This window comes from Desulfitobacterium sp. LBE (assembly GCF_007830365.1).
In the GTDB taxonomy this organism is placed as follows: domain Bacteria; phylum Bacillota; class Desulfitobacteriia; order Desulfitobacteriales; family Desulfitobacteriaceae; genus Desulfitobacterium; species Desulfitobacterium hafniense.
This window is the reverse complement of sequence record NZ_VLKD01000001.1, coordinates 3,343,652-3,357,073: the sequence shown is the minus strand read 5'-3', so window position 1 is coordinate 3,357,073 and position 13,422 is coordinate 3,343,652. Positions and strand designations below refer to the sequence as shown.

General features: G+C 48.5%; 14 protein-coding genes and 1 other annotated feature (1 of these 15 running past the window's edge). All 14 genes read left to right on the top strand.

Annotated elements, in window-relative coordinates; translation table 11 throughout:
- The first annotated feature begins 141 nt into the window (after positions 1-141).
- Complete coding sequence (locus DESLBE_RS15915; protein WP_005809745.1) at positions 142-696, top strand: HD domain-containing protein; 555 nt, start codon at positions 142-144, stop codon at positions 694-696.
- Between the two features lie 31 nt (positions 697-727).
- The gene (gene folP, locus DESLBE_RS15910) at positions 728-1,951 is read left to right on the top strand and encodes a dihydropteroate synthase (RefSeq protein ID WP_144677514.1); all 1,224 of its coding nucleotides are present in this window, start codon (positions 728-730) and stop codon (positions 1,949-1,951) included.
- Positions 1,941-2,309 (top strand): dihydroneopterin aldolase, encoded by a 369-nt coding sequence (gene folB, locus DESLBE_RS15905; RefSeq protein WP_005809748.1) that lies wholly within the window; start codon positions 1,941-1,943, stop codon positions 2,307-2,309. Before folP ends, folB begins: the two co-directional genes overlap by 11 nt.
- A complete protein-coding gene (gene folK, locus DESLBE_RS15900; RefSeq protein ID WP_005809749.1) occupies positions 2,306-2,779 on the top strand; it encodes a 2-amino-4-hydroxy-6-hydroxymethyldihydropteridine diphosphokinase in 474 nt (157 codons plus the stop codon). Before folB ends, folK begins: the two co-directional genes overlap by 4 nt.
- 110 nt (positions 2,780-2,889) lie before the next feature.
- Positions 2,890-3,888 (top strand): Rossmann-like and DUF2520 domain-containing protein, encoded by a 999-nt coding sequence (locus DESLBE_RS15895; protein ID WP_005809751.1) that lies wholly within the window; start codon positions 2,890-2,892, stop codon positions 3,886-3,888.
- Positions 3,885-4,733 (top strand): pantoate--beta-alanine ligase, encoded by an 849-nt coding sequence (gene panC, locus DESLBE_RS15890; RefSeq protein WP_144677512.1) that lies wholly within the window; start codon positions 3,885-3,887, stop codon positions 4,731-4,733. Before DESLBE_RS15895 ends, panC begins: the two co-directional genes overlap by 4 nt.
- The gene (gene panD / locus DESLBE_RS15885; RefSeq protein WP_011458949.1) at positions 4,734-5,117 is read left to right on the top strand and encodes an aspartate 1-decarboxylase; all 384 of its coding nucleotides are present in this window, start codon (positions 4,734-4,736) and stop codon (positions 5,115-5,117) included.
- 158 nt (positions 5,118-5,275) lie between these two features.
- Positions 5,276-6,901: an L-aspartate oxidase gene (gene nadB / locus DESLBE_RS15880; RefSeq protein ID WP_144677510.1), complete on the top strand. Its 1,626-nt coding sequence runs from the start codon at positions 5,276-5,278 to the stop codon at positions 6,899-6,901.
- Entirely contained in the window at positions 6,867-7,751 is an 885-nt protein-coding gene (gene nadC, locus DESLBE_RS15875) for a carboxylating nicotinate-nucleotide diphosphorylase (RefSeq protein ID WP_144677509.1), read from the top strand. Before nadB ends, nadC begins: the two co-directional genes overlap by 35 nt.
- Positions 7,741-8,721: a biotin--[acetyl-CoA-carboxylase] ligase gene (locus DESLBE_RS15870; protein WP_144677507.1), complete on the top strand. Its 981-nt coding sequence runs from the start codon at positions 7,741-7,743 to the stop codon at positions 8,719-8,721. Before nadC ends, DESLBE_RS15870 begins: the two co-directional genes overlap by 11 nt.
- A gap of 55 nt (positions 8,722-8,776) precedes the next feature.
- Positions 8,777-9,553, top strand: coding sequence for a type III pantothenate kinase (locus tag DESLBE_RS15865; protein ID WP_144677505.1), 777 nt, complete (start codon positions 8,777-8,779; stop codon positions 9,551-9,553).
- An 18-nt stretch (positions 9,554-9,571) separates the two neighbouring features.
- On the top strand, positions 9,572-10,537 hold the full coding sequence (gene dusB / locus DESLBE_RS15860; RefSeq protein ID WP_144677504.1) for a tRNA dihydrouridine synthase DusB: 966 nt from the start codon (positions 9,572-9,574) through the stop codon (positions 10,535-10,537).
- 198 nt (positions 10,538-10,735) lie between these two features.
- Positions 10,736-11,206: a transcription elongation factor GreA gene (greA, locus tag DESLBE_RS15855; RefSeq protein WP_005809765.1), complete on the top strand. Its 471-nt coding sequence runs from the start codon at positions 10,736-10,738 to the stop codon at positions 11,204-11,206.
- A 192-nt stretch (positions 11,207-11,398) separates the two neighbouring features.
- A complete protein-coding gene (gene lysS / locus DESLBE_RS15850) occupies positions 11,399-12,865 on the top strand; it encodes a lysine--tRNA ligase (protein WP_005809769.1) in 1,467 nt (488 codons plus the stop codon).
- A gap of 495 nt (positions 12,866-13,360) precedes the next feature.
- Positions 13,361-13,422, top strand: a sequence feature (16S ribosomal RNA rRNA prediction is too short) (it continues 620 nt past the right edge of the window).

Below are 13,422 nucleotides of genomic sequence, written 5' to 3'. Positions count from 1 at the left end.
TTTGCCCCAGAAAGAAATTTTCTGGGGCTTATTTTCGTTAGGACCTTTTAATGTTTTACAGTGGAAGCGGGAAAGGTATAATCAGATTAGAAAATGAGCTAAGGTCAGAGAAAATAGTCTGGGACAGGAGGAGCAGCCGGGATGATACCTATGCCTCGGGTAAATCGGATTCTACAGCATCGCAATTATGAAGAATTTACTGAGAAAAATAAGCAAGCTGAACAAAAACGGATATACTGCCGCCATGGCTCTGATCATGGCCTCGCAGTAGCGAGAATTGCTTATCTCTATCTTTTGGAGAAATACATAGAAGACAGAGACAGCCTTCCTGGTACCGGGACAAATAAGGCAAGCGTCAGGTTGGAAGAGAGCTATGGCCTAGGGAAAGAAAGCATCTATGCGGCGGGAATTTTGCACGATATTGGCCGGTGGGTAGAGTATGAGAACCAAGAGGATCATGCCCTGGCAGGAGCCCGGTTGGCAAGACCGATTCTCAAGGATTGCGGATTCACAGAGGCGGAGATGGAGAAGATCGTCCTCGGGATTTCAGAACATCGTCTCCCTCCGGACCAGACAAGCAGTATCCTTGGGCAAGCCTTAGCTTTAGCTGATGATTGGGCGAGGGATTGCCAAAGCTGCTCCAGTAAGGCTACCTGTTATAAATATACAAAAGCAATGGAGGACATTCTAATCTAAAGTTAAGGTTCCACAAGGAGGTCAGATAAGTATGAAAGATTATTCCCCGCGCTGGATCAGCCTCAATAACGAAACAGAAGCAAAAAAAGCGATGCAGCAAATTGGCTCCGACCCGGGAGGAATTGCTCATATGGTTGGCAAACCCATCGGCAGAGCTCTCAAGCTGGAGAATGTGCCTTTGCCTGCCGCTCATATCATTAAGCAGGAAATGCTATCTCTGGGAGGGGACGCGGCGGTTCATCGCAATGTTATTGTCAATAAGATTGAAGCCTCGGATATTTTGCTGGTGGGAACAGCAAAACATTTTCGCCGGCTCAGTCAAAAGCTGGCGGCTCAACCCTTTGGTTTAAAGGATTTGGGTAAAAGCTTAAAGGGTCTTCTGGACGCTCTGGAACCTCCTAAGCAAAGAGTTCTCCCCTGTCGTGGGAAGGATATTGTGTTGGGTGAACGCACCCTGATCATGGGGATACTCAACCTTACTCCGGATTCCTTTTCCGATGGCGGAAAATTCAATACTTTGGAGCGTGCCCTAAAGCAAGCGGAGGTCTTGGTTGAACAAGGGGCGGATATTTTGGACATCGGAGCAGAGTCCACCCGCATCAATCACGAGCCGGTCAGTGCCGAAGAGGAATGGGAGCGTCTGGAGGCTGTCCTTAAGGCTTTGTTGCCACGGATTGCTGTTCCCATTTCGGTGGATACTTATAAAGCAGATGTGGCAGAGAGGGCATTGGCTGCCGGGGTACATATGATTAATGATGTCTGGGGATTGCAAAAAGACCCCAGAATGGCAGAGGTCGTGGGGAGAGCTCAGGCACCGGTGATTGTCATGCATAATCAAGAGGGAAGCAACTACCATCACCTCATGGGGGATATAATGGCTTACCTGAAAAAGAGCATTCATCTTGCCGAGGAACAGGGATTAGCAGGTGATCAGATCATCATCGATCCGGGCATTGGCGGAACAGCCTTCGGCAAAAGTCTGGATATCGATCTGGAAATCATGAGCCGTCTGGAAGAATTCCGCTCTTTAGGCCGTCCTATCCTTTTGGGGACCTCACGGAAATCCATGATCGGTCAAACCCTGAACCTCCCCACGGAGGAACGGTTGGAAGGAACCCTGGCTACCAGCGTGGTAGGCGTGGCCGCCGGGGTGGATATTCTTCGGGTTCATGATGTCCAAGCCAATAAGAGAGCGGTTCAGATGGCTGATGCCATCTATCGCCGCAAGAGAGGGGAGAACTTTAGTGGATCGTGATCGAATCGCCTTACGGGGGTTAAAATTTTTTGCTTATCATGGAATGCTCCGTGAGGAAAAAATCCTCGGACAAACCTTTATCGTCGATATTGATCTCTATGCCGATTTAAGCAAAGCTGGGAAATCCGATCAGGTGGAGGATACTATCAATTATGCTGAGGTGTATGCTCGGATCAAAACCATTGTCAAGAGGGAAAAATACCAGCTTATTGAACGATTGGCGGAGCGGATTGCCGAAGATGTTCTTGGTGAATTTCCCTGTGAAGGAGTGCGTGTTGTCATTCATAAGCCTCAAGCCCCCATTCCGGGGATTTTTGATGAAGCCTTTGTCGAGATCTATCGGGAGAAAAAACGGTGAAAGCGTATTTGAGTATTGGCAGCAATCTGGGGGACCGGGGGCATTATTTGCAGCAGAGCTGTCAAAGGCTGGCGGAACACCCGGATGTTAAGATCATCAAAAAGTCCGGCACGTATGAAACAAAGCCCTGGGGCAATGTGGATCAACCGGATTTCTGGAATCAAGTGCTGGAGATTGAGACCTCATTAGCGCCTCTGGACCTGTTGAATCTGTGTCAAGAGGTTGAAAAATCCCTCGGGAGAGAAAGACTTATTCGTTGGGGGCCAAGAACCATTGACATTGACCTCCTAAATTATGATAATAAGGTATGGGAGGACGAACGGCTTATTCTCCCTCATCCCCGCATGGAAGAGCGGGAGTTTGTTCTGGCACCCTTACGGGAAATAGCTCCACACTATATCCTTCCTTCAGGAAAAAAGGTTACAGAAGTTTGTGGAGATGGAGAGGTATGGCGACTGGAATCTAAATAAACCAGACAATATCTAAAGGAGTTGTACTGGAGAAAGATCGTTCAGGCCATAAGGAACCTTGGTTTAAAATTATAGAAAAACAAAATTGAATTGGCTTTTGAGAGTACCGCTTGGATCATTATGACCGAGACGGAGAAGGAAAGCAGAGCATAGCAGAGCACCTTCACGTTTGTGGGGTGCTTTTTTACATGATCAGGGGGCAGGAGCTTTGCGGGTTAGGAGAGGTTAACATGAATTTCGGAATCATCGGAGCAGGAATCGTTGGGACGGCTATCGCTATTCGGCTGAGACAGGCGGGACACCATTTGGTGGGGGTACATTCACGCAGCCGGCGATCTTATGAGCGGTTTTGTACCTATCTTCATCATGGGGAGAGACGCCCGCTGGAGGAGTGGCTCCCTGAAGCAGATCTTTTGTTTATTACGACACAGGACTGCATGATTCGTGCAGCTGCTGAAGAATTGACCCGGAGAGGTCTCTATAAAGAAGGGCAAACCTGGATTCATTGCTCAGGTTCGGTAAGCTCCCGGGTTATGCAAGTGGATAAGGATTTACCGATAAATTATCTATCCCTTCACCCTTTACAAGCTTTTGCAGGGATTGACCAGGCCGTGGAGCTTATTCCGGGAACTCACTTCGGTATTGAAGGGGATAGGGAAGACATTGGTTTAGCAATTGTCACTCAGTTAGGAGGCATCCCGCACCAGCTGGATCCTCAGCAAAAGCCCCTTTACCATGCCGGGGCCGTGGTGGCTTCCAATTACCTGGTGACCCTGGTGGGTTTGGCCGTTCAATTATTTGAAGAAGCGGGCATTACTAATCAGGAAGCGCTGGAAAGCTTGCTGCCACTCATGAAAGGCGCTCTGCAGAATCTGGAAAATGTGGGGCTTCCTCAGGCACTTACCGGCCCCATAGCCCGCGGGGATGTGGATGTGATTCGGGGGCATCTGGAGCACATGCCGGCAAAGATCGATCCCGTATACCGGGCTTTAGGCCTATATACCCTGGACATCGGGCAAAAAAAGATGGAGTTAAACGGGGGAGCTTATGCAAAAGAAGTGTGGGAAGAAATGAATAGTCTGATGGTGAAAGGGACGAATGAATTATGATTATCTGTAAAAAAATCTCTGCAGTTCGGGACATCGTCAAAGAACAACGAGGTCAGGGAAGAAGCATAGCCTTAGTACCCACCATGGGGTATCTCCATGAAGGGCATTTGACTTTGGTGGAAGAGGCCCGGAAGAGCGGTGCCTTTGTGGTGATGAGCATTTTTGTTAATCCGCTGCAATTTGGCCCTAATGAAGATTTTGCCCGTTATCCCCGGGATTTGGAGCGGGATGCTAAGAAAGCCGAAGGGGCCGGGGTAGACTTGATTTTTAATCCTGAAGTGGAGGAAATGTATCCAGCCAAGAACCTCACTCATGTGGAGGTGGATGAGCTGGGTGACAGTCTGTGCGGGGCTTCCCGGCCGGGGCATTTCCGGGGTGTGACGACGGTGGTCAGCAAGCTTTTCCATATTGTACAGCCGGATCGTGCCTATTTCGGTCAAAAAGATTATCAGCAGTATTTAATCATCTGCCAAATGGTGAAGGATCTGAACTTCCCTATTGAAGTCATCGGGGTGCCGATTGTCAGAGAGGAAGATGGACTGGCCTTGAGTTCGCGAAACATTTACTTAAGCCCTGAGCAACGGGCAGAGGCGCTGGTGCTGCAAAGGAGCCTTGGGGAGGCGGAGAATTGGTTTCGCCAGGGAGAACGTTCTGCTCTGACTATCAAAGAACGAATCAAGGAATTGATTAGAAACGAAAGCTCCGGAGAAATTGATTATGTTGAGATCCGTTCGGCGGAGAACCTGCACAGGGTGGAACAGATTGAAGGCAAGATTTTCATCGCCTTAGCTGTGCGCTTTGGTTCCACCCGTCTGATTGACAATAAAGTTTTGGAGGGGATGTAAATGTTCCGAACGATGATGAAGTCCAAGATTCACCGGGCCACAGTTACTGAAGCCAACCTTAAATATGTAGGAAGCATTACCATTGATGAAGAACTCTTAGAGGTGGCGGATATCCTTCCTAATGAAAAAGTACAGGTCGTTAATAACAATAACGGAGCCCGTTTGGAGACTTACGTTATTCCTGGAAAGCGGGGGGAGCGTACTGTATGTCTCAATGGAGCTGCGGCCCGCTTAGTTCAAGTGGGGGATGAAGTGATTATTATTGCCTATGGAATTTTCACCGATGAGGCAGCCCGAACCTATGAACCAAAGGTCATCTTTGTTGATGAAGGGAATAACCCGGTGAAGATAGCCCATGAGGAGATACACGGGCAGCAGTCTTAGCATCCCTAAGACTTGGTTAAAAAGCTTAACGGCTGGGACGCAGAAGAGCGAACAACGGTAGTATGGGATGATTGAATTAAAAGAATGGACAGAGGGCTCAGGGAGCAATAGAATAAAGAAAAAAATAGTACGGGTAGGATAGGGGTAGGAGGATAACAGTGAGAAGATATTTGGTGCCTTGGCGCTTTGAGGAATGTCGTATTTATTCGACAGGCGTGTTGGTTCTGGGGAGCGGAATAGCAGGTTTGTACACGGCTCTTAAGGCCAGCGAGTATTTTGAGGTCACTGTACTGACCAAGAAAGGAATTCCGGAGAGCAACACGAAACATGCTCAAGGGGGTATCGCTGTAGCCTTGGATCAAGAGGATTCTCCCTCTTTGCATTACGAGGATACTCTCTATGCAGGTGCAGGTTTATGTGAATCCGATTCTGTCCGGGCTTTAGTTGAAGATGGTCCCCTGCGGGTCGAGGAGCTGATTCGGATGGGAGCCCATTTTGATCGGAAGAACGGGAAACTGGCTTTTACTCAGGAGGCCGCCCACAGCCGCAGAAGAGTTCTCCACGCCAATGGAGATGCCACAGGGGAGGAAATCGAACGGACCCTGATCGCTCAAGCCCTTGGGGAAGAGCGAATCCTTGTCAAAGAAGAGCAATTCCTGCTGGATCTCTTAAAAAACTCAAAGGGAGAGGTCATCGGGGCGCTCAGCCTCAATGAGCTGACTCATGAGCTGGAGATTTATCTGGCCCAAGCTGTCGTTTTGGCTACAGGAGGATTAGGTCAGCTCTACTGTTATACGACTAACCCTGAAGTGGCCACAGGGGATGGTATAGCGGCGGCATATCGGGCAGGAGCCCAATTGATGGATATGGAGTTTGTCCAATTTCACCCTACGGCTCTGTTTATTCCGGGAGCACCGCGGTTTTTAATCTCAGAAGCTGTCCGGGGGGAGGGAGCTCAGCTTCTCAATGCTCAGGGAGAACGGTTTATGCAGGATGTTCCCGGCAAAGAGCTGGCACCCCGGGACGTGGTAGCACGGGGGATTTGGCGGGAGCAGGCTAAGGGTGAGGTAACCTTGGATTTCCGGCCCATCGGTGTAGCAAAAGTGCCCCGGCGTTTCCCGATGATTTATCAGACCTGCCTGGACTATGGGATCAATGTCCTGGAGGAGCGGCTTCCTGTAGCTCCCGCTGCTCATTATATGATGGGCGGAGTCCGCACGGATGAAAGGGGAAGGACAAGCCTCCCCAATCTTTACGCCAGTGGGGAATGCGCCTGCAATGGTGTTCATGGAGCGAACCGATTGGCCAGCAACTCTCTGCTGGATGGGCTCGTCTTTGGGGGGCGTATCGTGGAAGATATTGTGAACACGGCCCGCGCTAAAGGCTCTTCTAACCCTCAGCCCCGTGATATATATGCCGAAAAGGATGAAAAGCTCCCGGAGGCCGGTCAGGAGCAGATCCCCCTTAAACGTGAGGAACTGCAGGAATTGATGTGGGAGTATGTGGGGATCATCCGGGAAGAAGAAGGCCTGAAGAAGGCCATTAAGCTTATAGGGAGCTGGGATAGCGCTTTTATACCCGAAAAGGAAATCCCACAGTTAGAATTGAAAAACCTTCTGACCGCCGGCTATTGCGTAGCCCGGGCGGCCTTGGCCCGTGAAGAGAGCCGCGGAGGGCATTACCGTTCGGACTATCCTGAAATCAATGCCAGGGATTTGAAACATTCCATTCAAGCAAGGGGGACCGGTGATGTTTGCACCATTCCAGTATCAAGAGTTGATTGAACGAGCTTTACAGGAAGATTTGGGAACAGGGGATTTAAGTTCTGCTATTTTCCCCAAAACAGCTAAGACTCATGCTAAAATCTATGCCAAGCAAAAGGGCATCGCTTGTGGCTTGGAGATCACGAAGCAGGTCTTTAAGACAGTGGATCCTGAACTTGAAGTTTCTATCAGCAAAGCAGACGGGGAGCTGGTTGAGCGGGGAACTGTGGTTATGGAGATCACTGGTGCAGTTTGCTCCATTTTGAGTGCGGAGCGTACTGCTTTGAACTTTTTGCAGCATCTTTCCGGGGTGGCTACGGCGACCTTTGAGGCGGTAACGGAATGCTATGGACTGCCCACACGCATTACAGATACCCGCAAAACCATACCGGGCTTAAGAATGCTGCAAAAATATGCCGTAGCTATGGGTGGCGGGCAGAACCATCGCTTTGGCTTGTATGATGCCGTCATGTTAAAGGATAATCATATTGCCGCAGCCGGAGGCATCCGCCCTGCAGTAGCAGCTGCCCGCAGCCGGATCGGACATATGGTTAAGATTGAAGTGGAATGTGAGAACCTTGAGCAGGTGCAAGAAGCAGTCGCAGCCGGTGCTGAAGTTATTATGCTGGATAATATGAATTTAGAAACCATGGGCAAAGCCGTGGAGATGGTTCAGGGCAGGGCTGTGGTGGAAGCCTCCGGCGGTATCAGGAAAGGCGACCTGCGTGCCGTGGCCGAAACCGGGGTGGATGTTATCTCCATGGGAGCCATTACCCATTCTGTGCAGGCTATGGACTTTTCCCTGGATATCGGAGATATTAAAGCTTTAACCAAAGAGCGCTGGGAAAAGGGAGAGAACTGTGCGAAATAAGATTCTGGATGTGTTAAAGAACCAACAAGGAGAATTTGTCTCAGGTGAGAGCCTCAGCCAAGCCCTTAGCATTACCCGGGCGGCGGTCTGGAAGCAGATTCAGGGGCTGAAGGAAGCGGGCTATGAGATAGAGGGCCAGACCAGGAAAGGGTATCGCCTGGTCGGGACACCTTGTGCCTTAGACCTATGGGCTCTGCAGCAGGAGCTCAGGACCCAGGCCCTGGGCAGGCAGCTTTTTTTCTTTGCAGAATTGTCCTCCACCAACGATCTCCTCAAGGATATGGTGCGTCAAGGGGGAGAGCATGGGACGGTAGTTATCGCCAGGCGTCAGACGACAGGCCATGGGCGGATGCAGAGGGCTTGGGAGTCTCCGGAGGGAGGGCTTTGGCTGAGTCTGTTGCTTAAACCCAGGCTGAGCCTGGGGGATGCGGCGAAGCTCACTCTGAGCACAGGGGTGGCTTTAGCTCAAACCCTGCAGGATCTTTATGGGTTGGCAGTGGGGATTAAATGGCCTAATGATGTGGTGGTTCAAGGAAGAAAGATTGCCGGAATCCTTGGCGAAGTAGCCGGAGAGTGGAATACGGTGCAAACGCTTATCCTGGGCATTGGGGTCAATGCTAACTTTTCCGGCCAGAACCTTAACTCTAAGCTGCCGGCGACAACCTTGCGGGACATTCTGGGCTATGAGGTCAATCTGAATCACCTGGCAGCTCAGTTGCTTTTTAATCTGGAAAAGGAAGTCCAGTCTTTAGAGCAAGGTGATGTCCAGGGCCTTATCCAACGCTGGACCTCTTTTGCGGTAGGAATCAACCAGCCTGTGCGGGTAGAAAGAGCAGGGACGGTCTATGCAGGAATTTTTAAGGGAATCCGGGAAGACGGGGAACTTATCCTTGATCTGGAGGGGCAGGAGATGACCTTTTCTTCAGGAGAAGTAAGCCTCAGAGCGGGGGAGCAGTATAGTCCGGAGTAATATATCCAGCAACAATCGCCGCAAGACGGAATTGTTTAACTAAGGAGAAATAACCATGATTCTTGTATTTGATGTGGGAAACACCAACATTGTCCTTGGTGTATATGAGCAAAAAGATTTGATTTACCATTGGCGGATTTCTACGGATAAATCCCGTACAGTGGATGAGTATGCAGTGATTATTAAAAACCTTTTTGATCTTAATGGCCTCGATATGTCCCGGATTAAAGCCGTAGTAATGTCCTCCGTAGTTCCTCCGGTCATGCCTACCCTTGAATCACTGGCTCGCAAGTATTTTGATGTGGAGCCTTTAGTCATCGGACCGGGGGTAAAGACCGGGATGCCCATCGTCTATGATAATCCCCGTGAGGTGGGAGCGGATCGCATTGTCAATGCGGTGGCAGCTTATCATAAATATGGCGGCCCCTTAGTCATTGTCGATTTCGGCACGGCCACCACCTTCTGCGCTATATCCAAGCGGGGGGAGTATCTGGGCGGAGCCATTGCTCCGGGAGTCGGGATTTCTACGGAAGCTTTGTTCCAACGAGCTTCTAAGCTGCCCCGCATTGGAATCGTTAAACCGAAAAGCATCATCGCCAAAAATACGGTAGCGGGGATGCAATCCGGGATATACTATGGCTATACCGGACAGGTGGATCGGATTGTGGCCTTGATGAAGCAGGAGTTAGGGCGGGACACTCGCGTCATTGCCACAGGTGGTTTGGCGGAATTGATCCAAGAGGATTCTCAGGAGATTGAAACAGTCGATCCCTTTTTGACCTTAGAAGGTTTATTATTGATTTATGAAAGAAATTCCAACCAGCAGCCCTGATGGGTGGATAGGAGAGCTATGCTTTTAGAAAAATTTGAGCTGGGCATCCCTGTTTTTCTCGCCCCTATGGCCGGTGTTACGGACAAAGCCTTTCGGGAGACGGTCCGCTCCGTAGGAGGGCTGCATGTCTGGACAGAGATGATCAGCGATAAGGCATTGACCTATATGAACTCAAGAACCCTGGAAATGTTGGATCTTTCCGGGGAAGCTTCCCCGCGCATTGTTCAGCTCTTTGGCTCAGAGCCTGAAGTCATGGCCAAGGCAGCAGCCTTGGCTGTGGAGCGGGATGCCGAGATCATTGATATCAATATGGGGTGTCCAACACCTAAAATTGTCAAAAACGGGGAAGGTTCGGCATTGCTGCAGGACCTTCCCTTAGCGCAGCGCATTGCTGAAGCTGTTGTGAAGGCAGTGGAGGTTCCGGTGACGGTCAAAATGCGCCTTGGCTGGACTGCAGAAAGAATCGTTGCTCCTGAGCTGGCCAAGCGGGTGGAAGCTGTAGGCGTCCAGATGGTCAGTGTCCATGGGCGGACCCGGGAGCAATTTTACGCAGGTACTGCCAATCGGGATTGGATAAAGAAAGTTAAAGAGGGAGTAAGCATTCCGGTAATAGCCAATGGGGATATCTTTTCCCCTCAAGAAGCCAAAACAGTTCTCGAAGCAACAGGCTGCGATGGAGTTATGGTGGGTCGGGGAAGCCTTGGCAACCCCTGGCTGATTCCACAAATTAATGTTTTTTTGAATAAGGGTGTGCTGCTTGAGGAACCATCTTTAGAGCAGAGGCTCAAAGTGGCCACAGAACATTTTGAGCGAGTGCTGAATTATAAAGGAGAACGCATCGGCCTTAACGAAATGCGTAAGCATGCCGTCTGGTATATTAAAGGGATTCGCAATGCTGCGCAGATGCGGGATTATATTATGCAGACAAAAACCCCCCTGGAAATGAAGAATCTATTCCGAAGGATTTTGCAGGAAAATGCATAACCTTAAATGTTTCAGGAAGAATATTAGAGCGTATTCGTATGATAGGTACATCACGGAATCCTTGACATTATTTTGAAGTGAACATATAATACGAGTAATGCAAATAGCGGGGTTTACATATTATGGCAGTAAAGCCCTAATTTAAATGAAGCGCGGAAAAAGCGCCATGCGTAGGATGAGAAAAGGGAGCGATATTGAATGGCCGAAAAGGAAGTAATTCTGACCATCGAAGGATTGAAGAGATTAGAAGATGAATTAGAAACTCTGAAGACGGTAAAGCGTCGGGAAGTGGCTGAACGCATCAAACAGGCCATTGAGTTTGGAGATATCAGCGAAAACTCAGAGTATGATGACGCCAAAAATGAGCAAGCTTTTATTGAAGGCCGTATTATTACGTTGGAAAAGATGTTAAGGAATGCTCGGGTTATTGATGATTTAGAGGGCAGCGAAGTCGTCGCTCTCGGGACCACAGTTATTCTGAAAGACAAAGAGTTTGGTGAGGAAGAGGAATATACAATCGTCGGCTCTGCTGAAGCGGATCCAGGCTCCAACAAGATTTCCAATGAATCTCCTGTAGGAAAAGCGGTCCTGGGACAGCCTAAAGGCACCGTGGTAGAAATCAATGTTCCCGCGGGTATTCTGTACTATGAGATTGTGGATATTCGATAATTAAATTAAAATGACTCAGGTATCCTGACAAAAGGTCGGCAAGAAATTCTTGCCGACACTTTGTTTAACGATGAAAGTGTAATAAAGTACCTTTGGATCTCTATTATCTAGAACTTTTTGACTAAGGCTGTTGTTTAATGTCATAGAGTTTTGGTAAAATTGTTAAAGGAATTACGGTTGGAGGTATGATTAATGGATGAAATGAATGATCTCTGGCGGGTTCGCCTGGACAAGCTGGCTCAGTTAAGAGAAAATGGGGTAGAGCCTTATGCGGATCGCTATCAGAGAACTCATATGGCCCAAGAGATTCTGGATGGATTTGATACCCTTGAGGGTCAAGAGGTCAAGATTGCCGGTCGCATGATGTCCAAAAGAGACCAGGGTAAAGTGGTATTTACCCATATACAGGATTTCAGCGGCCAGATCCAAGCTTATATCCGTAAGGATGATGTGGGCGAAGACTGGTTTGAGCTGATTTCTAAGTTTGATATTGGTGACATCGTTGGCATTAAAGGTACCGTGTTCCGGACACGGCGGGGAGAAATCTCCGTGCATGCCAATGAGGTTCAGATTTTATCCAAATCAATGCGCCCTTTGCCGGAGAAATTTCATGGCTTAACTAATGTTGAACTCCGCTATCGTCAACGGTACGTGGATCTGATTATGAACCCGGAAGTCCGCAATGTCTTTGTTATGAGAAGTAAGATTATCCGCTCCATGAGAAACTTCCTGGAAGGTCAAGGCTTCCTGGAAGTGGAGACGCCTACTCTCCATACGATTCCGGGTGGGGCTGCTGCCCGCCCCTTTATCACCCATCACAACACTTTAGATATGGATCTTTATTTGCGCATTGCCCTGGAGCTTCCTTTAAAGCGATTAATTGTCGGAGGCTTTGATAAAGTATTTGAGATAGGAAGAAACTTCCGCAATGAAGGGATTTCCATTAAGCATAATCCGGAGTTCACGATGATGGAGCTCTATCAGGCCTACGCAAACTTTGAGGATATCATGGAACTCACCGAGAACATGATCTCCGCCATCGCCAAAGAAGTTCATGGAACCACCGAAGTAACCTATCAAGGTCAAATGATTGATTTTAAAACACCTTGGCGCCGCCTGCCCATGCTCGAAGGCATCTTAGAATATGGTGGAGTGGATTTCAGTCAGATTCATACAGATGAAGAAGCACAACAGGCCGCTAAGGAAAAGGGCCTTAAGGTCGAACCGGGAAGCTCTCGTGGCAAGATCATTAACGAATTTTTTGAAGAGTTTGTCGAGCCCAATCTCATCCAACCGACGTTTGTTATCGGTCATCCGGTAGAGATTTCCCCTCTAGCTAAGAGAAATGCTGAACATCCTGAATATACGGATCGTTTTGAAGCTTTTGCTTATGGCAGAGAATTAGGGAATGCTTTTTCGGAATTAAATGATCCTATCGATCAAAGACAGCGTTTCGAAGCTCAAGTGGCTGAGCGGGATAAAGGTGACGATGAAGCCCATATGATGGATGAAGACTTCGTCCAGGCTTTGGAGTACGGTCTTCCGCCTACAGGGGGATTAGGAATCGGTATCGACCGCTTGGTGATGCTTTTGACCGATTCAGCGTCCATCCGGGACGTCATCCTTTTCCCCACGATGCGGCCCAGAGAAGACGATTAATAAATAAGGATATGAATTTGCCTGGTCTACACTAGGGAGACGAATGTATAACGAGCATCGTCTCCCTTTCCTTTATTCTGCTATTCTGCGCCCTATGAATTAATGAAAGCTTGCCAAGATAAGACCTTGACTAAATAATGAATAAAGACAATTGAACTTTACGAAATCAGGCAATATAGGGAGGTATTGCGAGATAAAGATGGTGTGAACAGAGAATACGTAAGAATAAGGTCGATTTTAATGATTGAGAAGAGCAAGTTGACTGTGATATAGTATCAAATGTTCCGCAAGACAACAACGCTTTGCAAGGAACAAAATGAATAAATGATAGTTGACAAATCGAGAGTTTGCTGGTATCATTTATAAATGTGGCTCAGCCACAAAAGCAAAAAAAGGTCCCTGGTCTTTGAAAACTAAACAACAAGGAACAGCCAATGACTCGTCAAATGAGTAAAGAAATTTGAGCAATCAAATGTTCTTCATAAATTTTATGGAGAGTTTGATCCTGGCTCAGGACGAACGCTGGCGGCGTGCCTAACACATGCAAGTCGAACGGA

Excerpts from the sequence above, each read along its gene's own strand:
- DESLBE_RS15915 (WP_005809745.1), top strand. The coding sequence starts at position 142 with ATGATACCTATGCCTCGGGTAAATCGGATTCTACAGCATCGCAATTAT.
- folP (WP_144677514.1), top strand. The coding sequence starts at position 728 with ATGAAAGATTATTCCCCGCGCTGGATCAGCCTCAATAACGAAACAGAA.
- panC (WP_144677512.1), top strand. The coding sequence starts at position 3,885 with ATGATTATCTGTAAAAAAATCTCTGCAGTTCGGGACATCGTCAAAGAA.
- panD (WP_011458949.1), top strand. The coding sequence starts at position 4,734 with ATGTTCCGAACGATGATGAAGTCCAAGATTCACCGGGCCACAGTTACT.
- nadC (WP_144677509.1), top strand. The coding sequence starts at position 6,867 with ATGTTTGCACCATTCCAGTATCAAGAGTTGATTGAACGAGCTTTACAG.
- DESLBE_RS15865 (WP_144677505.1), top strand. The coding sequence starts at position 8,777 with ATGATTCTTGTATTTGATGTGGGAAACACCAACATTGTCCTTGGTGTA.
- dusB (WP_144677504.1), top strand. The coding sequence starts at position 9,572 with ATGCTTTTAGAAAAATTTGAGCTGGGCATCCCTGTTTTTCTCGCCCCT.
- greA (WP_005809765.1), top strand. The coding sequence starts at position 10,736 with ATGGCCGAAAAGGAAGTAATTCTGACCATCGAAGGATTGAAGAGATTA.
- lysS (WP_005809769.1), top strand. The coding sequence starts at position 11,399 with ATGGATGAAATGAATGATCTCTGGCGGGTTCGCCTGGACAAGCTGGCT.